Raw genomic sequence first — 19,306 nt, forward strand, 5'->3', positions numbered from 1 at the left:
CCCGGTGTCCGCGGCCACGGGCGCCTCGCCCCGTCCGCCTGGGCTACCCGGCCGCGCCGTTCACAGACGGGGCTCCACGCGGGCGAGGTGGCGCAGGGCTCCCGGCAGGAAGCGGGACATCAGATGGGCGCCACGGGCCTCGGGGGTCACCGGTACGACCGCCTTGTTGCGGATCACGGCGTCCAGGATCGCCTCGGCCACCTTCTCCGGCGGGTAGTTGCGCAGCCCGTACAGGCGGGCCGACTTCTTCTGGCGCCGCCGCTCCTCGGCCTCGTCGACGCCGGCGAAACGGGCCGTCGAGGTGATGTTGGTGTTGACGATGCCGGGGCAGATCGCCGTGACCCCGATGGACCGCGGGGCCAGTTCGGCGCGCAGGCACTCGGAGAGCATCAGGACGGCCGCCTTGGAGGTGCTGTAGGCGGGCAGGGCCCGGGAGGGCTGGTACGCCGCCGCCGACGCGACGTTGACGATGTGGCCGCCCTGTCCGCGCTCGGCCATGCGCGCGCCGAAGAGCCGGCAGCCGTGGATCACGCCCCAGAGGTTCACGTCCAGGACCTTGCGCCAGTCGTCGGTCGTCGTGGCGAAGAAGGAGCCCGACAGGCCGATGCCCGCGTTGTTGACCAGCACGTCCGGCACGCCGTACTCGCGGTGGACCTTCTCGGCGAGCTTCTCCATGGCCTGCTCGTCGGCGACGTCGGCCGTCTCGGCCCAGGCGCCGGGGGCGCCGATCAGCCGGGACAGTTCGGCGGTGCGGGCGGCGGCCTCGGTGTCGCGGTCGACGGCGACCACGCGCGCCCCGGCCTCCGCGAACGCGAACGCCGTCGCCCGGCCGATCCCGCTGCCGGCGCCGGTGACCAGCACCAACTGCCCGCCGAAACGCTCGGCATGGCGGCCGGTGGCCTTCGGCTCGGGACGGCCCCCTTCCACGGACATGACGAATTCCTCGATCCAGGCGGACAGTTGGTCCGGGCGGGTGCGCGGTATCCAGTGCTTGGCGGGCAGGGTGCGGCGGGTCAGCCGGGGCACCCACCGGTCCAGGTCGTCGTATAGGCGCTCGGAGAGGAACGCGTCGCCCTGGGGCGTGATGAGCTGCACGGGCGCGTGTGCGTACGCGTCCGGACGCGGCCTGCGCAGCCGGGCGCGGACGTTGTCCCGGTACAGCCAGGCGCCGTGCGCCGCGTCGGAGGGCAGGGAGGCGGTCGGGTAGTCGCCGCCGGGCACCTTCTCGACCCGCTCCAGGATCTTCGGCCAGCGCTTGCCGAGCGGGCCGCGCCAGGCCAGCTCCGGCAGCGCGGGGGTGTGCAGCAGGTAGACGTACCAGGACTTGGCGCCCTGGCCGAGGAGCTGGCCCACGCGGCGAGGCGTCGGACGCTTCACGCGCGCGTTGATCCAGTGCCCGAAGTGGTCCAGGGACGGACCGGACATGGAGGTGAAGGACGCGATACGGCCCTCGGTGCGGCCGACCGTGGCGAACTCCCACGACTGCACCGAACCCCAGTCGTGCCCGACGAGGTGCACCGGGCGGTCCGGGCTGACCTCGTCCACGACGGCGAGGAAGTCGTCGGTGAGCTTGGCCAGCGTGAAGCCGCCGCGCAGCGGCTTCGGCGCCGTGGAGCGGCCGTGGCCCCGCACGTCGTACAGGACCACGTGGAAGCGGTCCGCCAGCCGGGCGGCGACCTCCGACCAGACCTCCTTGCTGTCCGGATAGCCGTGCACCAGCACCACCGTCGGCTGTTCCGGGTCGCCCAGCTCGGCCACGCACAGCTCGACCCCGCCGGTCCGCACCCAGCGCTCGCGCGCACCCTTCAGTGTCACTTCTCCTCCGCCCAGCGCCGCACGTGCGGCAGCTCGTCGTCCAGCCAGAACGCGCTCTCCCCGGGGTCCCGGGAGTCGGTGACCACGAGGATCTCCTCGAACTTCGCGCCCGTCCCCCGGAAGCCGAGGTGCGGTTCGACCGCCCACAGACCCGGCTGCGGCGGGTGGTCCGAGAAGCGGTACGGCGACCACAGGGGCGACCAGCCCTCGCGGTGGCCGTGCAGCGCGTCGGCGGCCAGGCCCTTCAGGGACTGCGTGCCGAACCCGAAGAGACGCGGGGACCAGCGGCGCTGCCGCACGCGGTCCACCTTGTGCGCGATCACGCCGAACGGGTACGCCCGGTGCCGGTTGGCGTAGCCCTGGCGGACCATGAGCCGGTCCACGTCCTCGTAGATCTCGCGCAGCGGGCGCCGCTCGCGCACCTCGCGCAGGATCAGCTCCCGGTGCGCCTCCAGGTCCGCCATCAGCCGGTCCTGCACCGGGTTCACGCCCAGCGAGCCCGAGTAGCCGATGTCCGCCGTGTATCCCTCGTGGACCGGGGCCATGTCCAGGATGAACGGCATCCCGGGCTCCAGGACGCGGTCGGTGGGGAAGAACTGCAGCGGGACGCGGAAGTCCACGAACGCCGTGCGGTCCCCGAACCAGGCGAAGGGGAGGTGGAACCAGTCCCGAACCCCGCGCTCGCGCAGCCACTCCCGCTGCATCCGCGCCGTCTCGCGCTCGGTCACGCCCGGCTCCAGCCGCGCCGCGACCGCCTCCGCGCACTCGTAGGCGAGGCGCTGCACCCGTCTGAACCCCGTGAGCTCCACGGAGAGTTCGCCGCTCACTGCCGTCGTCATGCCGCCCCGTCCCGTCGTCGTGTCGGCTGCGGTACGCGTCCGTAACTTGACACTGGTGAATGTGACAGTTGTTAGAGGCGGCGTCAATAGGCGGGTCGCGGGCTGTGGACAACTCCCGGTAACTCTCAGGCAGGGCATCCCTTAGGGCCCCGTAATACCTGGGGCTGACGTGAAGACGGCTCTGAGGTCTGACGACTCGCGTGGCCCGCATCACTACCGTCGTGGACGTGACTGTGATCGCGACCGAAAGCCTGAGCAAGCGGTTCCCACGGGTGACCGCGCTCGACCGGCTGTCCGTGGACATCGGACCCGGTGTGACCGGACTCGTCGGAGCCAACGGCGCCGGCAAGTCCACCCTGATCAAGCTCCTGCTGGGGCTGTCCCCCGCCACGGAGGGCCGAGCCAAGGTGCTCGGCCTGGACGTCGCCACCGAGGGCGCCGCCATCCGCGAGCGCGTGGGATACATGCCGGAGCACGACTGCCTGCCACCGGACGTCTCGGCCACCGAGTTCGTCGTCCACATGGCCCGCATGTCCGGACTGCCGCCCGCCGCCGCCCGCGAGCGCACCGCGGACACCCTGCGCCACGTCGGGCTGTACGAGGAGCGATACCGCCCCATCGGCGGCTACTCCACCGGCATGAAGCAGCGCGTGAAGCTCGCCCAGGCCCTGGTGCACGACCCGAAGCTGGTCTTCCTGGACGAGCCGACCAACGGCCTCGACCCGGTCGGCCGCGACGAGATGCTCGGCCTGATCCGCCGCGTCCACACCGACTTCGGCATCTCCGTCCTGGTCACCTCCCACCTGCTGGGAGAGCTGGAGCGCACCTGCGACCACGTGGTCGTCATCGACGGCGGCAAGCTCCTGCGGTCCAGCTCCACCACCGACTTCACACAGACCACGACCACCCTCGCGATCGAGGTCACCGACAGCGACGAGCACCCCGACGGCACCGGCGCCCTGCGCGAGGCACTGCAGGCGCGCGGGATGGAGACGCAGGCCGAGGGCGCGGGCCTGCCCGGCGCGGGCCACATCCTGCTGCTGACCGCCGAGGGCGAGGAGACGTACGACCTCGTACGGGACGTGGTCGCCGACCTCGGTCTCGGCCTGGTGCGCATGGAGCAGCGCAGGCACCACATCTCCGAGGTGTTCACCAGCAGCGACGAGCAGCGGAAGGAGGCCGTCGGCCATGGCGGTTGAGCAGCCCCTGACCTCGCCCTCGGGCGACCAGACCCGCATCCACGACATCGGCTACCGCGGCTACGACGGCCCGCGCCTCGGCCGCTCCTACGCCCGCCGCTCCCTGTACTCGCAGTCCCTGCGCGGCTCCTACGGCCTCGGTCGCTCGGTGAAGTCCAAGGTGCTGCCGATGCTGCTGTTCGCGGTGATGTGCGTGCCGGCCGCCATCATGGTGGCCGTCGCGGTCGCCACCAAGGCGCACGAACTGCCGGTGGCCTACACCCGCTACGCGATCATGATGCAGGCCGTGATCAGCCTGTACGTCGCCGCGCAGGCACCCCAGTCCGTCTCCCGCGACCTGCGCTTCAAGACCGTGCCGCTGTACTTCTCGCGGCCCATCGAGACCGCCGACTACGTACGGGCCAAGTTCGCGTCGCTCGCCTCGGCGGTCTTCATCCTCACCGCCGCTCCCCTGCTCGTCATGTACGTGGGCGCGCTGCTGTCCAAGCTGGGCTTCGCGCACCAGACGAAGGAGTTCGCCGAGGGGCTGGTCTCCGTGGCCCTGCTCTCGCTGCTGTTCGCCGGCATCGGCCTGGTCATCGCCGCCGTCACCCCGCGCCGCGGCTTCGGCATCGCCGCGGTGATCGCGGTGCTGGTCATCTCCTACGGCGCGGTGTCCACCCTGCAGGCCATCGCCGACGTGCACAACAACTCCGGCGCCGTTCCGTGGATCGGCCTGTTCTCGCCGGTCACGCTGATCGACGGCGTCCAGTCGGCCTTCCTCGGCGCGACCCCGCGCAACCCCGGAGGGATCGCCCCGTCGACCGGCCAGGGCGTGGTCTACGTCCTCGTGGTCCTCGGACTGATCGCCGCGAGCTACGGCCTGCTGGTGCGCCGCTACAAGAAGGTGGGACTGTGACGACCCTCAACATCGACCACGTCTCCCGCTGGTTCGGCAACGTGGTCGCCGTCAACGACATCACCATGACCATCGGCCCCGGCGTCACCGGCCTGCTCGGCCCCAACGGAGCGGGGAAGTCCACGCTGATCAACATGATGGGCGGCTTCCTCGCCCCCTCCACCGGCTCGGTCACCCTCGACGGACAGCCGGTGTGGCGCAACGAGGAGATCTACCGGCACATCGGCATCGTCCCCGAGCGGGAGGCGATGTACGACTTCCTCACCGGACGCGAATTCGTCGTCGCCAACGCCGAGTTGCACGGACTCGGCGCCAAGGCGGCCCAGCGGGCCCTCGCCACGGTCGAGATGGAGTACGCGCAGGACCGGAACATCTCCACCTACTCCAAGGGCATGCGCCAACGCGTGAAGATGGCGAGCGCCCTGGTGCACGACCCGTCCCTGCTGCTGCTCGACGAGCCGTTCAACGGCATGGACCCGCGCCAGCGCATGCATCTGATGGACCTGCTGCGGAAGATGGGCGACGAGGGCCGCACCGTGCTGTTCTCCTCGCACATCCTCGAAGAGGTCGAACAGCTCGCCCGGCACATCGAGGTCGTCGTCGCCGGACGGCACGCGGCCAGCGGCGACTTCCGCCGGATCCGCCGTCTGATGACCGACCGGCCGCACCGCTACCTGGTGCGCTCCAGCGACGACCGCGCCCTTGCGGCCGCGCTGATCGCCGACCCGTCGACCTCCGGCATCGAGGTCGACCACACCGAGGGCGCGCTGCGCATCCAGGCCGTCGACTTCGGCCGCTTCACCGCCCTGCTGCCCAAGGTCGCCCGGGACCACGGCATCCGACTGCTCACGGTCTCGCCGTCGGACGAGTCCCTGGAGTCCGTCTTCTCGTACCTGGTCGCGGCGTAGGAGGCCGAATATGTACGACCCCACCGTCGCCCGGCTCACCTACCGGGCCCTGCTCGGCCGTCGCCGGGCCCTCATCCTGGGCGCGCTGCCCCTGCTGCTGATCGTGATCTCCGCGGTCGTGCGCGGCCTGACCGGAGCCGACGACCAGACGGCCGCGGACGTGCTCGGCGGGTTCGCGCTCGCCACGATGGTGCCGATCATCGGTGTCATCGCGGGCACGGGCGCGATCGGTCCGGAGATCGACGACGGCTCCGTCGTCTACCTGCTGGCCAAGCCGCTGAAGCGGCCGACGATCATCTTCACCAAACTGATCGTCGCCATCGCCGTGACCATGGTGTTCTCGGCGGTGCCGACGATGGTCGCGGGCCTGATCCTGAACGGCAACGGCCAGCAGATCGCCGTCGCCTACACGGTCGCCGCGCTGGTCGCCTCCATCGCCTACTCGGCGCTCTTCCTGCTGCTGGGCACCGTCTCCCGGCATGCGGTGGTCTTCGGGCTCGTCTACGCGCTGGTCTGGGAGGCGTTGTTCGGCTCCCTGGTGCCCGGCGCGCGCACCCTGAGCGTCCAGCAGTGGTCGCTGGCCGTCGCCCACAAGGTGGCCGGCGGAGACCTGGTGACCTCCGACGTCGGCCTGCCGACGGCCACCGTGCTGCTGGTGGCGGTCACCGTGCTGGCCACCTGGTACGCCGGCCAGAAGCTGCGGTCGCTGAAGCTGGCGGGCGAGGAGTAGTCCCGTGGGTCCCTGTCCGGCCTCCCGGCCTTGACAGGGACTTCACCCGCGTCCCGGCACACTGGGCAAAGCGGATACGGCTAGGAGGCCGGAGATGGCAGAGGAGATACGGCAGGACGACGGCCGTGGCCGGTGCGACGGGGACGCCGCCGCCTGGGACGAGGTCGTGCTGGACGAGGACTTCATACGCGCCGCCGGCACCTCCGAGCCGTCCGCCCGGGCCCGGATGCTCGCCGCCCGCTGGCGGGCCGAGACGCCCGAGCCGCAGCCGTGGCGCTCCGACGAGCCGCCCGCGGGCTGGTTCTTCAGCAAGGCGCGCAGGCGCAGGTGGCGCCGCCGGTAGGGCGGCCCGCCACTCCCGGGTAATTCGGTGGCGCCCGATTCGGCGGCCGGGCAGAGTGGTTGTGCCCCATCCGCCGGGAAAATCCCGGCGCCACGAGCTGGGAGAGGAGCGGGCGATGTCCATGCACGGCAGTACGTCCAGCTCCCGGCAGGGCGGTCCGAGGCGGGCTCCGGTGTAGTTACCCCACCGTGCAGCCGACAGGACAGCCCGGGGCGGCCGCTTCGAGCACGTGAGCGCTGCGCTCGCGTGGGCCGCCTTCCCAGCCACCGCCCCGCCGCAGGGGCGCCGCGCTGGGGCGGACGGGGAGGCCACGCAGTCCGGCGCCGAAGCGGTGCCCCCGAGGGGGTGCCGCCGGCGCCCACCCGCTCCGCCCCAGCGCCATCACCTACGACCTGCCGCCCGTTAGCCGCACAGGCAGAGCCGGCTACGGCAGCAGGCGCTCCAGCACGACCGCGATGCCGTCCTCCTCGTGGGAGGCCGTCACCTCGTCGGCCACCGCCCGCAGTTCCGCGTGGGCGTTGGCCATCGCCACCCCACGGGCCGACCAGGCGAACATGGGGATGTCGTTGGGCATGTCGCCGAAGGCGATCGTGTCGGCGGACTTCAGACCGAGACGGCGGGCCGCCAGCGACAGTCCCGTGGCCTTGGACAGGCCGAGCGGGAGGAGTTCCACTATGCCCTGGCCCGCCATGGCGACCGAGACGAAACCGCCGACCGCCTGCCGGGCGGCGGCCGCCAGCTCGTCGTCGCCCATCGTCGGATGCTGGATGTAGATCTTGTTCAGCGGGGCGGTCCAGAGGTCGGACGCCTCCGTGAAGGGGGTGGCGGGAAGCCTGCCGGTGACCGCGTAGCCGGGGCCCACCAGCACCTCGCCGTCGAGCCCGTCCCGGCTGGCCGCCAGGTACAGCGGGCCCACCTCGGCCTCTATCTTGGCCAGGGCCACGCCCGCCAGCTGCCGGTCCAGGGTGACCGAGGTCAGCAGGCGGTGCGCCCCGGCGTCGTAGACCTGCGCGCCCTGGCCGCAGACGGCGAGACCCCGGTAGCCGAGGTCGTCGAGGATGTGCCGGGTCCAGGGGACGGCGCGCCCGGTGACGACGATGTGCGCGGCGCCCGCCGCGGTGGCCGCGGCGAGCGTGTCACGGGTGCGCTGCGAGACCGACTCGTCGGAGCGCAGCAGCGTCCCGTCGAGGTCGGTGGCGATCAGCCGGTACGGGAATCCGGTCACCTGGCGACCGGCTCCAGGACCTCCCGGCCGCCCAGGTACGGGCGCAGCACCTCGGGGACCCGGACGGAGCCGTCGGCCTGCTGGTGGTTCTCCAGGATCGCCACGATCGTGCGCGGGACGGCGCACAGCGTGCCGTTGAGGGTGGCGAGCGGCTTGACCTGCTTGCCGTCGCGGACCCGGATCGACAGCCGGCGGGACTGGAACTCGGTGCAGTCCGAGGTCGAGGTCAGCTCGCGGTACTTGCCCTGGGTCGGGATCCACGCCTCGCAGTCGAACTTGCGGGCGGCCGAGGCGCCGAGGTCACCGGTGGCGACGTCGATCACGCGGAACGGCAGCTCCAGCGAGGTCAGCCACTGCTTCTCCCACTCCAGCAGGCGCTGGTGCTCGGCCTGGGAGTCCTCGGGAGCGACGTACGAGAACATCTCGACCTTGTCGAACTGGTGCACGCGGAAGATGCCCCGCGTGTCCTTGCCGTGCGAGCCGGCCTCGCGGCGGAAGCAGGGCGAGAAGCCCGCGTACCGCAGCGGCAGCCGGTCGGCGTCGATGATCTCGTCCATGTGGTACGCCGCCAGCGGTACCTCGGAGGTGCCGACCAGGTACAGGTCGTCCTTGTCGAGGTGGTAGACGTCCTGGGACGCTTGGCCGAGGAAGCCGGTGCCGGCCATGGACTGCGGGCGGACCAGCGCCGGGGTGAGCATCGCCGTGAAGCCGGCCGCGGTGGCCTGGGCGATGGCCGCGTTCACCAGCGCCAGCTCCAGCAGGGCGCCGACGCCGGTGAGGAAGTAGAAGCGGGAGCCGGAGACCTTGGCGCCGCGCTCGACGTCGATGGCGCCGAGCAGCTGGCCCAGCTCCAGGTGGTCCTTGGGCGCGAAGCCCTCGGCGGCGAAGTCGCGGATGGTGCCGTGCGTCTCCAGCGTGGCGAAGTCCTCCTCGCCGCCGACGGGGACGCCGGGGTGGACGAGGTTGCCGAGCTGGAGCAGCAGCTCATGGGTCTCGGCGTCGGCCGCGTCGCGCTCGGCGTCGGCGGCCTTGACGTCGGCCTTCAGCTGCTCGGCGCGCTTGAGCAGCTCGGCCTTCTCGTCGCCGGTGGCCTTGGGGATGAGCTTGCCGAGCTGCTTCTGCTCGGCGCGCAGCTCGTCGAAGCGGACGCCGGAGGACCTGCGCCGCTCGTCGGCAGACAGGAGGGAGTCGACGAGCGCGACATCCTCTCCACGGGCGCGCTGGGACGCGCGCACACGGTCGGGGTCCTCACGGAGCAGGCGAAGGTCAATCACGGGGCCAAGGCTACCGGTGCCGGGTTGCCGCTCACGAATCGCTATTCCGGCGCGTTCTGATTCGCGACTTACGTTCCGTTATGCGCTAATTGCCGAGCGTGTCAAGGGAAAGTGTCTCACTCCCTGGGACGGGGCATGCCCCGGGCGCCCGGTTGACCGGATTTCCTTGTGGAGAACGGGACTTGGCGGCCCGGTTGTCCACAGGGATCCACACCTCCGGAAGAGTTATCCACAGGCTGTGTGGAAGGCCTGTGGAAGCCGGAATTGATCACTCCGGAACTGTCGAACGGACGGAAGAATTCCACGGTCAAAGTGGATCGACGCCCACTTTCGGGTGGAAAACGGTCGTCCCAAAAGATGAACCAAAGGAAACGGGTGGACGAAGGGTGATGCGGGCGCCGGTTACCCCGCCTGGGGGCTGTAGGGCGATTTGTCGACTGAGTGGCACTTCGCTGTCGACTTGTCCCCAGGTCGAGAAGAGTGCCTGTGGATAACCTCTGTGGATAACGATGGTATGCAGGTAGGACTGGCTAGAAGCGGCCGTCCTGGCAGCGCGCCACCCAGTCCGCCGCAGCCATGAACTCCTCGTCCGAGGTCCCCGGCCGCGTGGGCCGGGCCGCGTCCGGCTGGATGTCGGCGCGCGGATACGAGCCGAGATACCGCACCTGCAGACAGATCCGCTTCAGCCCCGTCAGCGCCTCCGCCATCCGCCGGTCGGAGATATGGCCCGCGGCGTCGATGCAGAAGCAGTAGTTGCCGATGCCGGCGCCGGTCGGCCGGGACTGCAGCAGCATCAGGTTGATACCGCGCGAGCCGAACTCCCCGAGCAGGTCACGCAGACCGCCGGGGTGGTCGTCGCGCTGCCAGAGCACCACCGAGGTCTTGTCGGCGCCGGTCGGCGCGGCGGGCCGGGCGGGGCGGCCGACCAGGACGAACCGGGTCTGCGCGTTCTCCGCGTCGTGGATCTCGGTCTCCAGGGCCTCGAGGCCGTACCGGGCGGCGGCGAACTCGCCCGCGAAGGCGGCGTCGTAGCGGCCCTCCTGGACCAGCCGGGCGGCGTCCGCGTTGGAGGCGGCCGACTCCCAGGTCGCGTCCGGGAGGTTGGCCCGCAGCCAGTTGCGCACCTGCGGCTGGGCCGCGGGATGGGCGGAGACCGTCTTGACGTCCGCGAGCTTCGTGCCGGGCCGGACCAGCAGCGCGAAGGTGATGGAGAGCAGCACCTCGCGGTAGATCATCAGCGGCTCGCCCGCGACCAGACCGTCCAGGGTGGTGGTGATGCCGCCCTCGACGGAGTTCTCGATCGGCACGAAGGCCGCCTCGGCCTCGCCGGCCCGCACCGCGTCCAGCGCGGACTGCACCGACACGTACGGGATCAGCTCACGGGTGGCCGTCTCCGGAAGCGTGCGCAGGGCCACCTCGGTGAAGGTGCCCTCCGGGCCGAGATACGCATAGCTCGCTGGCATGTCCTCACCCTAATGGCCCCAGGACGCCGTAGCCCGGGTGTCTCACGACGACCACTCGACCGGGTGGTTTAAACCATGCCGGCCGACCGGGACCAGGCTTCGAACGTACCTCGGATCAGCCCTCCAGCAGCCGCTGCCCCACGTACTCGCCCTCGGCCGCCCCGCCCGGCACGGCGAACAGCGCGCTCGCCTCGTGCCGGATGAACTGCGACAGCGCGTCGCCGCGGTCCAGCTTGCGCTGCACCGGGACGAAGCCCCGCAGCGGGTCGGCCTGCCAGCAGACGAAGAGCAGACCGGCGTCCGGCGTGCCGTCCGCGTCGAAGCCGTCGTGGTAGGAGAACGGGCGCCGCAGCATGGCCGCGCCGCCGTTCTGGTCGGGCCGGGTGATCCGGGCGTGCGCGTTGATCGGGACGGCGTACCCGCCCTTGCCGTCGGTCTTCTCCAGGTCCATCCCGGTCGTCTCGTCGCCCCCCGACAGCGGCGCCCCGTTGTCCTTGCGGCGCCCGATGACCTGCTCCTGGGCGGACGGGGACAGCTTCTCCCAGTCGTCCAGGAGCATGCGGATGCGGCGCACGACGGCGTAGGAGCCGCCCGCCATCCACGCGGGTTCGCCCGAGGAGGGCACGAAGATCCGCCGGTCGAAGTCGGCGTCGGCCGGCTTCGGGTTGCGGGTGCCGTCGATCTGGCCCATGAGGTTGCGGGCCGTCATGGGGCGGGCGGTGGCGCCCGGGGTGCGGTTGAAGCCGTTCATCTGCCAGCGGACGCGGGCCGCGCCGCCCGCGTCCTTCTGCACGGCGCGCAGGGCGTGGAAGGCGACCAGGGCGTCGTTCGCGCCGATCTGCACCCACAGGTCGCCGTCGCTGCGCGTCTTGTCGAGATGGTCGGACGAGAAGTCCGGCAGCGGGTCCAGGGCGCTGGGCCGCTGCTTGCCCAGACCGGTCCTGGCGAAGAAGGTGTGGCCGAAGCCGAAGGTGATCGTCAGCGAGGAGGGGCCCGCGTCCCGGGCCACGTCCGTGTCGTCGTGCGGGGCCGCCTCACCGGCCATCAGCCGCTCGGCCGTCGCCGACCAGCGGCGCAGCAGGGCCGCCGCCTCCGTGCGGCCCGCGCCCGCCGCCAGGTCGAAGGCGACGAGATGCCCGCAGGCCTGGAGGTTCTCGGTGATGCCGGGCTGATGTTTCCCGTGAAACATCGCCCGGTCGGAGCCCACGGAGGTCAGGGGGGTGGCCGGGGCGGGCGCGGCGGCGTAGCCCACGGCCCCGCCGGCCGCGCCGAGCACGAGCCCGGTGGCGCCCGCGGTGCCGAGCAGCGTGCGGCGGGAGAGGCCGGCCGCCCCGGAACGCGGCTCCGGCGTGGGGGCCTGCGGGGTGCGGGCCTGCGGAATGGACTGTTCGGGCATGGGTCGTTCAGCCGATCTGCGCGTTCTTGGAGACGGTCACCTGGTCGATGTCGGAGGTGCGCACGGTGACGGCGATCTTCCAGTCGCCGGCCATCGGGATCTGCAGCGCGTCCGCCGACCAGTGGCCGGTCGTGATGTGCTCGGGGGTCACGGGAAGCGGGCCGATCTTCTTCGCCTCGAGGGTGAAGTCGACCTTCACCTCCGGGATGTCGAAGGCCTGGCCATTGGGCTTCTGGACGAAGACGTGCATCTCGTTGGTGCCCACGCGCGCGGGGTCGAGGTCGATGCTCACGACGCCCTTGCCGTTGGCGCCTCCGGTGTCGAAGGGCATGTCCAGGGTCAGCGCGCCGTTCGAGGGGGCCGTGGCGGAGCCGGTGGAGGAGGTGGCGGCCTTGGCGTCCAGCTCGGTGCGGCCGGGCTCGGTCTGGGTGAGCGCGGTGGTGACCGCGAGCAGGACGACCGCGACACCGGCTTCGGCGAGGACCGAGCGGCGCAGCCCGAAGCGGTTCGGGTCGGCGTCCCGCTGCCGCTTCTGCCGCGCGGTGTCCATCGCGGCCTGCTGCCGGGCGAGCTGGGCGTCCCGCTCGGAGTTCCCGCCGCCGGCCGTCTTCGAGGCGGGCACGTGCTCCTCGGCGGGCTCCCCTGCCTTCTCGGCGACGGCGACGGGGTCCGCGAGGCGGCCGGTCCAGCGCCGGGACACGGAGGCGATGCCGACCATCAGCGCGACGAGTCCGATCTTGACCAGCAGCAGCTGCCCGTACCGGGTGTCGGTGAACGCGGACCAGGAGCCGAGCTGGCGCCAGGACTGGTAGACGCCGGTCGCGACGAGCGCGATCACGCAGCCGAAGGCCGTTTGGGAGAAGCGGCGGACGGCGGCGGCCCCGACCGGGGTGTCCGCGGGCGCCCGGTACAGGGCGACGAGCAGGGCGGTGAGCCCGCCCAGCCAGCCGGCGACGGCCAGCAGGTGGAGCACGTCGACGGGCATGGCGATGCCGGGCTGGAGCCCGACCGAGGCGTGCTCGGCCATCGCCCAGCTGGTCGCGAGCCCGGCCGCGACGACCACGCCGCCGACCGCGAGCCCGAAGGTGAGGTCCCGCTTCTCCTCGCCCTCCTCGCGCCGGTGGTAGGCGCCGAAGAGGACGGCGATGAACAGCGCGGCGGCGGCGAGCAGCAGCAGCCGGGAGACCAGGGTGGCGCCCGTCTTGGTCTGCAGCACCTGGCCGAGCAGGCTGAGGTCGAAGACGTCGGCGAACTTCCCCGAGGTGGTGTACGAGCCGCGCAGGAGCAGCAGCCACAGGGTGGCCGCGGTGAGCGCCAGCCAGCCGCCCACGACCAGCCGCTGCAGGGCCCGTACGCCCGCGCCGGGCCGCCAGCAGGCGAGCACGAAGGCCGCGCCGCCCGCGAGCACGATGAACCCGGCGTACGACACGTACCGCCCGACGGCGTACAGCCAGCCCACGGCTCCGCCGCCCGCGGTGGGCCCCGCGCCGGAGACGACCGTCTGGGAGGGCGCCCCGATGGAGAAGGTGTAGGCGCCGGAGACGGGGTGGCTGTCGTCCGAGACGACCTGGTAGGTGACCGTGTAGGTGCCCTTGCCCAGACCGCTCCTGAGCTGCACGGCGTACGTGGTCCCACTCACGTTGTCGGGCTTGCCGGTCTGGACGGGCTTGCCCCGGGGGTCGAGGACGCGCAGGGAGTCGTCGTTCATCGCCACCTTCTCGGAGAAGGTGAGCGAGACCTGGCTGGGTGCCTGTTTGACCACCACCCCCTGCGCGGGGTCGCTGCCGGTCAGCGCGGCGTGCGCGGAGGCCGGTGCGGCGCCCGCCAGCAGTGCGCCGGCGACGGCGAGGAACAGCAGCACCAGCGTCCGCAGGCGGGGGGTGATGGTCCGGGTCACGATGGTCCCTCCGTCAGTGTCCGGTCGACGGGTTGTACGTGGCGGACCTCACCGGCATCTCGACGGTGAGGGGCCCGGACTTGGCGAATCCGAGTTTCAGGGTGATCGTCTGGCCCTGCGCCGGCCTGCGCTTCAGCTTCTCGAACATCAGATGGTTGCCCCCGCTTCTGAACACGAGCCGGCCATGGGGCGGGACGTCGAACGAGGACTTCTCCTGCATGGCGCCGCCGACGGTGCTGTGCATGGTGATCTCGCCGGCGACGTCACTGGTGACCGAGGTCAGCTCGTCGCGTGCCCCGCCCTTGTTGGTGATCGTCAGGAAGCCGGCGGCCATGTCGGCGGAGACCGGCTGGGGCATGTAGGAGGCGCTGACGGACAGTTCGGCCCTGCCGGGGCCGGAGTCCGGACCGGACCCGGAGCAGCCCGTGAGGGCGAGGGCGCCGGCGAGCGCGCCCGCGGTCAGGACGGCTCGGCGCCTCACGGGGTCTCCCCCTTGGCGATCTTGGGCAGGTCCCTGGTGTAGTCGTCGACCGTGGCGTCGTCCTTGTAGAAGAGGTAGCCCCCGTCGTTCTTCGGCGAGAACGCGAAGACCTGGGTGCCGTGCACGGAGACGAGCTTGCCGTTCTTGTCCTTCGCCGTCGGCTCCACGGAGACGCCGAGGGAGCGGGCGCCGGCCTGGATGGTGGCGAAGTCCCCGGTCAGGCCGATGAACTGCGGGTCGATGCCCTTGAGCCACTTGCCCAGCTCGGCCGGGGTGTCGCGGCCGGGGTCGGTGGTGACGAACACGACCCTGAGGTCGTTCTGCTCGGCCTGGGGCAGCGCCTTCTTGGCCACGGCGATGTTGCTCATCGTCGTCGGGCAGATGTCGGGGCAGTGCGTGTAGCCGAAGTAGATCAGGGTCGGGTGGCCCTTGGTCTCCCCGCGGAGGTCGTACTTCTTGCCGTGCGTGTCGGTGAGGACCAGGTCCGGCTTGGCGAAGGGCTGGTCGAGGACGGTGGCGGCCTTGCCCGAGCCGGATGCCTCCGAGACCGCGGAGACCGGCGACTTGTCGTCGCTCCCGCTGCCGCACGCGGAGAGGGTCAGGGTGGCGGCGGCGAGCAGCGCGGCCGTGGCGAACGTCTTCTTACGCATAGAGAAATGTCCCAGTTGTGAGAACTCCGGTGCGCACCGGGGTCGTACGAGAGCCTCGCACGCCCCGGTGCGCGATGTGGAACGGTGGGCTCAGGCGGTGCGGCGGCGGCCCGCGAGGACGCCGTAGGCGACGCCCGCGGCGCCGACGACGATGCCGGCGACACCGAGCACGCGCGCGGTGGTGTCACCGCCGCCGCCGGAGTCCGCGGCGGCGGCCGTCCTCCCGGTCTCGTCGGAGGCGTCCTCGGCGGTCGCCGCCGTGCCGTGGTGGTCGTCGGCCGCGGCGGACAGCCGCAGCACGGGGGCCGGGTTCGCCGGCTCGTCCCCGCCGTTCTGCGGCACCTCGATCCAGCGCACGACCTCCTTGTCGGAGTACGTCTGGAGCGCCTTGAACACGAGCCGGCCGGTGTTGTCGGGCAGGGCGCCGACGGAGAGCGGGAACTTCTGGAAGTAGCCGGGCCGTATGCCCTTGCCGTCGGCGGTCCAGGTGACCTTGGTGACGGCCTCTTCGATCTTCTCGCCGTGCACGGTCAGCGGCTTGGCCAGCTTGGACTTGGTGACCTGCACGTTCCAGCCGGGGACCGGCTCGGGCATGACGGAGGCCAGCGGGTGGTCGGCCGGGAGGGTCACCTCGACCTTGGTGGTCGAGGCGTTGTCGCGCTCGTTGGGGACCTTGAAGTCGACGACCGCGTAGCCGCCCTTGGCTGCGGTGCCCTCGGGCTGCACGGTGACATGCGCGAAGGCCGGGGCGGACAGGGCGAGGACGGCCGTGCCCGCGGCTGCGGCGGCCGTGGTGAGCCGGCGGACCGTACGACGAGAGGCGATACGGGAAACCTGCATGGCAGGAGCACTCCACTGTGAGAGTTCCGGTGTGGGGAAGAGGCACGCGTACGCGTGGCCGTGCCGATCGGTCGGGGCACGGCTGCGACACGCGTGTGCCGCGCGACGGCGGCCTCTGCCCACCGGGGGTGGAGCGGTCGCGTCGCGTCAGGCGGCGAGGAGGAGTGCGGCGGCGGGCGGGCCGCGCCTGATCACCGTGTGCTGGAGTGCGGTGGTGTGCGGGGCGGGCGCCTCGTCCCGGGCGGTACGACGGCCGCGCGGAACCGGCTCGACGGCGGGCAGCAGCCCGGCGCACAGGGCGTGCGCCAGCGCGAGCGCCGCGCGCAGGGATCGGACGAGCGCCCCCTCCGTGACCCCGTGCGCCGAAAGTTCGAGCAGCCGCAGCAGCGCCAGGTCGCCGCGGCGCAGCAGCCAGCCGGTGGCGACGGCCGCGAGGACGTGGCCGAGCAGCATCGGCAGCGAGGGCAGCATCGCCGCGGAGGGTCCGGCGGCGTCGTACGCGTGGGGCATCGGGCCCATGGCGGCCAGGGGCCGGCCGGAGCGGTCGACGAGGTGCGCGGCGAGCAGCACGTGGTAGGCGTGCCCGGGGGTGAGGGCGGCGGCGCTCGACCCGCACAGCAGCCGTGTCGCCTGTTCGACCAGCGCGGAGTCGCTGAGCGAGGAGCCGGCCGGGCCGGCCGGACCCATGGTCATGGCACCGGCGGTCCCGTGCTGGCCCAGCCCGAACAGCGTGTGCAGCACGGTCTGGCCGAGCGCGAGGAGCCCGGCGATGCCCGGCAGCGAGCGGGCCCGCCCGGTGAGCGGTGCCACGAGCAGCAGGGAGCCGAGGAAGCCCGCGCCGAGCGTCCACAGCGGCACGCGCGCGCAGGAGGCCAGGGTGTGCCCGGCCGCGGCCAGCACGACGCAGACCGCGGCGAACACCGCGGCCCGCAGGATCCGGAGCCCGGCTCCGGGACGCGCCGTGCGCGGGTGGGGGGCAGACATGGCGCGCTCATCATCGCACCGCGCCTGCGGGCGCCCCGCGGCAGGGGCGTGGGTACGTCCCTCATACACCGATTCATCCCGGGGCGCATCGACCGTATGGGCGGAGTCACGTCGACGGAGTGCTTACGGCCACCTACGCGCGGCAATACGTAACGGTAGTCGAGCCGCGGCCGGGAGGCTGGAGCATGAGCATCTGGTGGTCACTCCATCTGCGGCGCGAGGCCGCGAGTGTGCCGCTCGCGCGGCGGCTGCTGATCGGCACCATGGAGACGGCCGGCGTGGACCCGGAGATCTCCTACGACCTGTCCGTCGCCCTGAGCGAGGCCTGCGCGAACGCCGTCGAGCACGGTGGCGGCGCCCCCGGCGGCGGCCTCTCGGAGGCGTACCGGGTGACCGCCTATCTCGACGGTGAGAAGTGCCGTATCGAAGTGGCCGATTCCGGACCCGGTCTCTCCCGCACCCAGGAGATCCGGCCCGCCCGCCCGGACTCCGAGCACGGCCGCGGGCTCTGTCTGATCCGGGAACTCGCCGACCACGTCCAGATCGGCGCCAAGCCCGGCCGGGGCGGCACGGTGGTCAGCTTCGACAAGATTCTCAAGTGGAAGAAGGATCCTTCACTCCTCACGGCATGACCGCCGGGCATGATGAGGGCATGCGCATCGACGAGGGGGAGATAGCGGCCGGTGTGACGCTGCGGCTCGTCGCCGGGGCGGACGCGGGCGCGCTGTCCGCGGCCTACACCGAGAACCGCGCGCACCTCAGACCGTGGGAGCCGGTGAGGCCGGACTTCTTCTTCACCCCGGAAGGGCAGGCGGAGCGCGTCGAGGGACTGCTGCGGCTGTTCGCCGAGGGGGCCGCGGTGCCCTTCGTGCTGCAGGAGGCGGACGGCCGGATCGTCGGGGCCGTCACCCTGACCGGGATCTCCCGGGGCCCCTTCTGCAGCGCGTACCTCGGGTACTGGGTCGCCGCCGACCAGCAGGGCCGGGGGCTGGCCAGCGCCGCCGTGCGGCGGGTCTGCCGGATCGCGCGGGACGTGGTGGGGCTGCACCGGATCGAGGCGTCCACGCTGGTGGGCAACGCCGGTTCGCAGCGGGTGCTGGCGAAGTGCGGGTTCGAGCAGATCGGCACGGCCCCGAACTACCTGCACATCGACGGGAAATGGCGCGACTGCCGGCTCTTCCAGCGCATCCTGCACGACCACGACCCGGCCCTCTGAGGCCGTCTGCCGGGCCGGCCCCCTGGCGCAGCCGGCCGCCGGCCCGACGAGAAGGCCGTCTCAGCGGCCCGTTTCCAGCACCTTCGCCAGCACCTCCAGCGCCTGCGGGTACGCCCGTTCGCGGGGCGTGCCGTAGCCGACGACCAGGCCCTGCGGCCGGTCGCGGCCGGGGGCGTGCCAGTGGTCGCCGAGGGCGCCGAGCGCGAGGCCCTCCGCCTCGGCGCGGGCGAGCGCCTCGGCCTCGTCGGGCACCTCGATCAGCGCGTGCAGCCCCGCCGCGATCCCGCGGACGCCCCGGTGCGTCCCGAGCCGGTCCAGCAACCGGTCGCGGCGGCGCCGGTAGCGGAGCCGGCACGCGCGCACATGCCGGTCGTAGGCGTGGCTGTCGATCAGTTCGGCGAGCGCGAGCTGGCCGATGGTCTCGGTGTGGTGGTCGCTGTGCAGCTTGGCGTCGGCGACCGCGTCGACCAGGTGCGGCGGCAGCACCATCCAGCCGAGCCGCAGCGCGGGGCCGAGCGTCTTGGAGGCGGTGCCGAGATAGACGACCTGCCCGGGCGCCATGCCCTGCAGCGCACCCACGGGCTGGCGGTCGTAGCGGAACTCGCCGTCGTAGTCGTCCTCGACGATGAGGCCGCCACGCGCGCGTGCCCAGTCGCCGAGCGCCCGCCGCCGCTCCGGGTGCAGGGTGACGCCGGTCGGGTACTGGTGAGCGGGGGTGACCACCACCGCGGCCGCCTCGCCCAGTTCGCCCGGCCGCACCCCGCGCGTGTCGACCGGCACCGGCCGCACGGTGCCGCCGTTGCGCCGCACGACCTCCCGGTGGAACGCCAGCCCGGGGTCCTCCATGGCGACGGTCGCGCCGTCCAGCACGCGCGTGAGGAGCGCCAGACCCTGCACGTACCCGGAGGTGATGACGATCCGCTCCGGGCGCGCGAGCACCCCGCGGGCCCGTCCCAGATAGCCGGAGAGCGCCGTGCGCAGCTCGATCCGGCCGCGCGGGTCGCCGTAGTCGTACGCCAGTGACGGCGCCGTCGCTATCGCCCGGCGCAGGGCGCGCAGCCAGGCCGCCGCGGGGAAGGCGCCGACGTCCGGGCTGCCAGACCCTCTACCCGCAGGCCACGGCGACGTGTGTGTACGGCGTGGTCAAG

The 19,306-nt window shown here is 72.2% G+C and carries 18 protein-coding genes and 1 pseudogene; 7 read left to right on the forward strand and 12 right to left on the reverse strand.

Going from position 1 to position 19,306, the window contains the following annotated elements:
- Positions 1-60: 60 nt before the first annotated feature.
- Together ACWEN3_RS20185 and ACWEN3_RS20190 are read right to left on the reverse strand one after the other, a co-directional pair.
- A complete protein-coding gene (locus tag ACWEN3_RS20185) occupies positions 61-1,815 on the reverse strand; it encodes an SDR family oxidoreductase (RefSeq protein ID WP_452972615.1) in 1,755 nt (584 codons plus the stop codon).
- Positions 1,812-2,654, reverse strand: a complete 843-nt coding sequence (locus ACWEN3_RS20190; RefSeq protein ID WP_452972618.1) for a M24 family metallopeptidase — start codon at positions 2,652-2,654, stop codon at positions 1,812-1,814. The genes ACWEN3_RS20185 and ACWEN3_RS20190 overlap by 4 nt, the downstream gene beginning before the upstream one ends.
- 233 nt (positions 2,655-2,887) lie before the next feature.
- Between ACWEN3_RS20190 and ACWEN3_RS20195 the strand changes: the two genes are divergently transcribed.
- From ACWEN3_RS20195 to ACWEN3_RS20215, 5 genes are all read left to right on the forward strand, one after another.
- Positions 2,888-3,853: an ABC transporter ATP-binding protein gene (locus tag ACWEN3_RS20195; protein ID WP_452972666.1), complete on the forward strand. Its 966-nt coding sequence runs from the start codon at positions 2,888-2,890 to the stop codon at positions 3,851-3,853.
- The gene (locus ACWEN3_RS20200) at positions 3,843-4,751 is read left to right on the forward strand and encodes an ABC transporter permease subunit (RefSeq protein WP_452972621.1); all 909 of its coding nucleotides are present in this window, start codon (positions 3,843-3,845) and stop codon (positions 4,749-4,751) included. Before ACWEN3_RS20195 ends, ACWEN3_RS20200 begins: the two co-directional genes overlap by 11 nt.
- Positions 4,748-5,659, forward strand: coding sequence for an ABC transporter ATP-binding protein (locus ACWEN3_RS20205; RefSeq protein WP_452972624.1), 912 nt, complete (start codon positions 4,748-4,750; stop codon positions 5,657-5,659). The genes ACWEN3_RS20200 and ACWEN3_RS20205 overlap by 4 nt, the downstream gene beginning before the upstream one ends.
- A gap of 10 nt (positions 5,660-5,669) precedes the next feature.
- Positions 5,670-6,389 (forward strand): ABC transporter permease subunit, encoded by a 720-nt coding sequence (locus ACWEN3_RS20210; RefSeq protein ID WP_452972627.1) that lies wholly within the window; start codon positions 5,670-5,672, stop codon positions 6,387-6,389.
- A gap of 94 nt (positions 6,390-6,483) precedes the next feature.
- Positions 6,484-6,732 carry an SGM_3592 family protein gene (locus ACWEN3_RS20215; RefSeq protein ID WP_452972630.1) on the forward strand — a complete coding sequence of 83 codons (249 nt, stop codon included), beginning with the start codon at positions 6,484-6,486 and terminating at the stop codon, positions 6,730-6,732.
- Between the two features lie 424 nt (positions 6,733-7,156).
- Here the strand turns inward: ACWEN3_RS20215 and ACWEN3_RS20220 are convergent, their stop codons facing one another.
- The 9 genes from ACWEN3_RS20220 to ACWEN3_RS20260 all read right to left on the reverse strand — a co-directional run bounded on the left by ACWEN3_RS20220 (position 7,157) and on the right by ACWEN3_RS20260 (position 16,942).
- Positions 7,157-7,957 carry an HAD family hydrolase gene (locus ACWEN3_RS20220; RefSeq protein ID WP_452972633.1) on the reverse strand — a complete coding sequence of 267 codons (801 nt, stop codon included), beginning with the start codon at positions 7,955-7,957 and terminating at the stop codon, positions 7,157-7,159.
- Positions 7,954-9,231, reverse strand: coding sequence for a serine--tRNA ligase (serS, locus tag ACWEN3_RS20225; RefSeq protein ID WP_452972636.1), 1,278 nt, complete (start codon positions 9,229-9,231; stop codon positions 7,954-7,956). Before serS ends, ACWEN3_RS20220 begins: the two co-directional genes overlap by 4 nt.
- Before the next feature lie 530 nt (positions 9,232-9,761).
- A complete protein-coding gene (gene pheA / locus ACWEN3_RS20230; protein WP_452972639.1) occupies positions 9,762-10,694 on the reverse strand; it encodes a prephenate dehydratase in 933 nt (310 codons plus the stop codon).
- 115 nt (positions 10,695-10,809) lie between these two features.
- Positions 10,810-12,090 carry an iron uptake transporter deferrochelatase/peroxidase subunit gene (efeB, locus tag ACWEN3_RS20235; RefSeq protein WP_452972642.1) on the reverse strand — a complete coding sequence of 427 codons (1,281 nt, stop codon included), beginning with the start codon at positions 12,088-12,090 and terminating at the stop codon, positions 10,810-10,812.
- A 7-nt stretch (positions 12,091-12,097) separates the two neighbouring features.
- Complete coding sequence (locus tag ACWEN3_RS20240) at positions 12,098-13,987, reverse strand: copper resistance CopC/CopD family protein (RefSeq protein WP_452972645.1); 1,890 nt, start codon at positions 13,985-13,987, stop codon at positions 12,098-12,100.
- A 13-nt stretch (positions 13,988-14,000) separates the two neighbouring features.
- Complete coding sequence (locus tag ACWEN3_RS20245) at positions 14,001-14,468, reverse strand: copper chaperone PCu(A)C (RefSeq protein WP_452972648.1); 468 nt, start codon at positions 14,466-14,468, stop codon at positions 14,001-14,003.
- Positions 14,465-15,118 carry an SCO family protein gene (locus ACWEN3_RS20250; RefSeq protein WP_452972651.1) on the reverse strand — a complete coding sequence of 218 codons (654 nt, stop codon included), beginning with the start codon at positions 15,116-15,118 and terminating at the stop codon, positions 14,465-14,467. Before ACWEN3_RS20250 ends, ACWEN3_RS20245 begins: the two co-directional genes overlap by 4 nt.
- Before the next feature lie 90 nt (positions 15,119-15,208).
- The gene (locus ACWEN3_RS20255) at positions 15,209-15,958 is read right to left on the reverse strand and encodes a YcnI family copper-binding membrane protein (RefSeq protein ID WP_452972654.1); all 750 of its coding nucleotides are present in this window, start codon (positions 15,956-15,958) and stop codon (positions 15,209-15,211) included.
- Between the two features lie 147 nt (positions 15,959-16,105).
- Positions 16,106-16,942 carry a hypothetical protein gene (locus tag ACWEN3_RS20260; protein WP_452972657.1) on the reverse strand — a complete coding sequence of 279 codons (837 nt, stop codon included), beginning with the start codon at positions 16,940-16,942 and terminating at the stop codon, positions 16,106-16,108.
- A 185-nt stretch (positions 16,943-17,127) separates the two neighbouring features.
- Between ACWEN3_RS20260 and ACWEN3_RS20265 the strand changes: the two genes are divergently transcribed.
- Positions 17,128-17,574, forward strand: coding sequence for an ATP-binding protein (locus ACWEN3_RS20265; protein WP_452972660.1), 447 nt, complete (start codon positions 17,128-17,130; stop codon positions 17,572-17,574).
- A gap of 20 nt (positions 17,575-17,594) precedes the next feature.
- Positions 17,595-18,158 carry a GNAT family N-acetyltransferase gene (locus tag ACWEN3_RS20270; RefSeq protein ID WP_452972663.1) on the forward strand — a complete coding sequence of 188 codons (564 nt, stop codon included), beginning with the start codon at positions 17,595-17,597 and terminating at the stop codon, positions 18,156-18,158.
- Between the two features lie 60 nt (positions 18,159-18,218).
- On the opposite strand, the pseudogene ACWEN3_RS20275 reads toward ACWEN3_RS20270, so the two are convergent.
- Positions 18,219-19,256: pseudogene (locus ACWEN3_RS20275) on the reverse strand (aminotransferase-like domain-containing protein); the annotation flags it as partial.
- Positions 19,257-19,306 lie beyond the last annotated feature (50 nt).

The organism is Streptomyces sp. NPDC004561 (genome assembly GCF_053602155.1).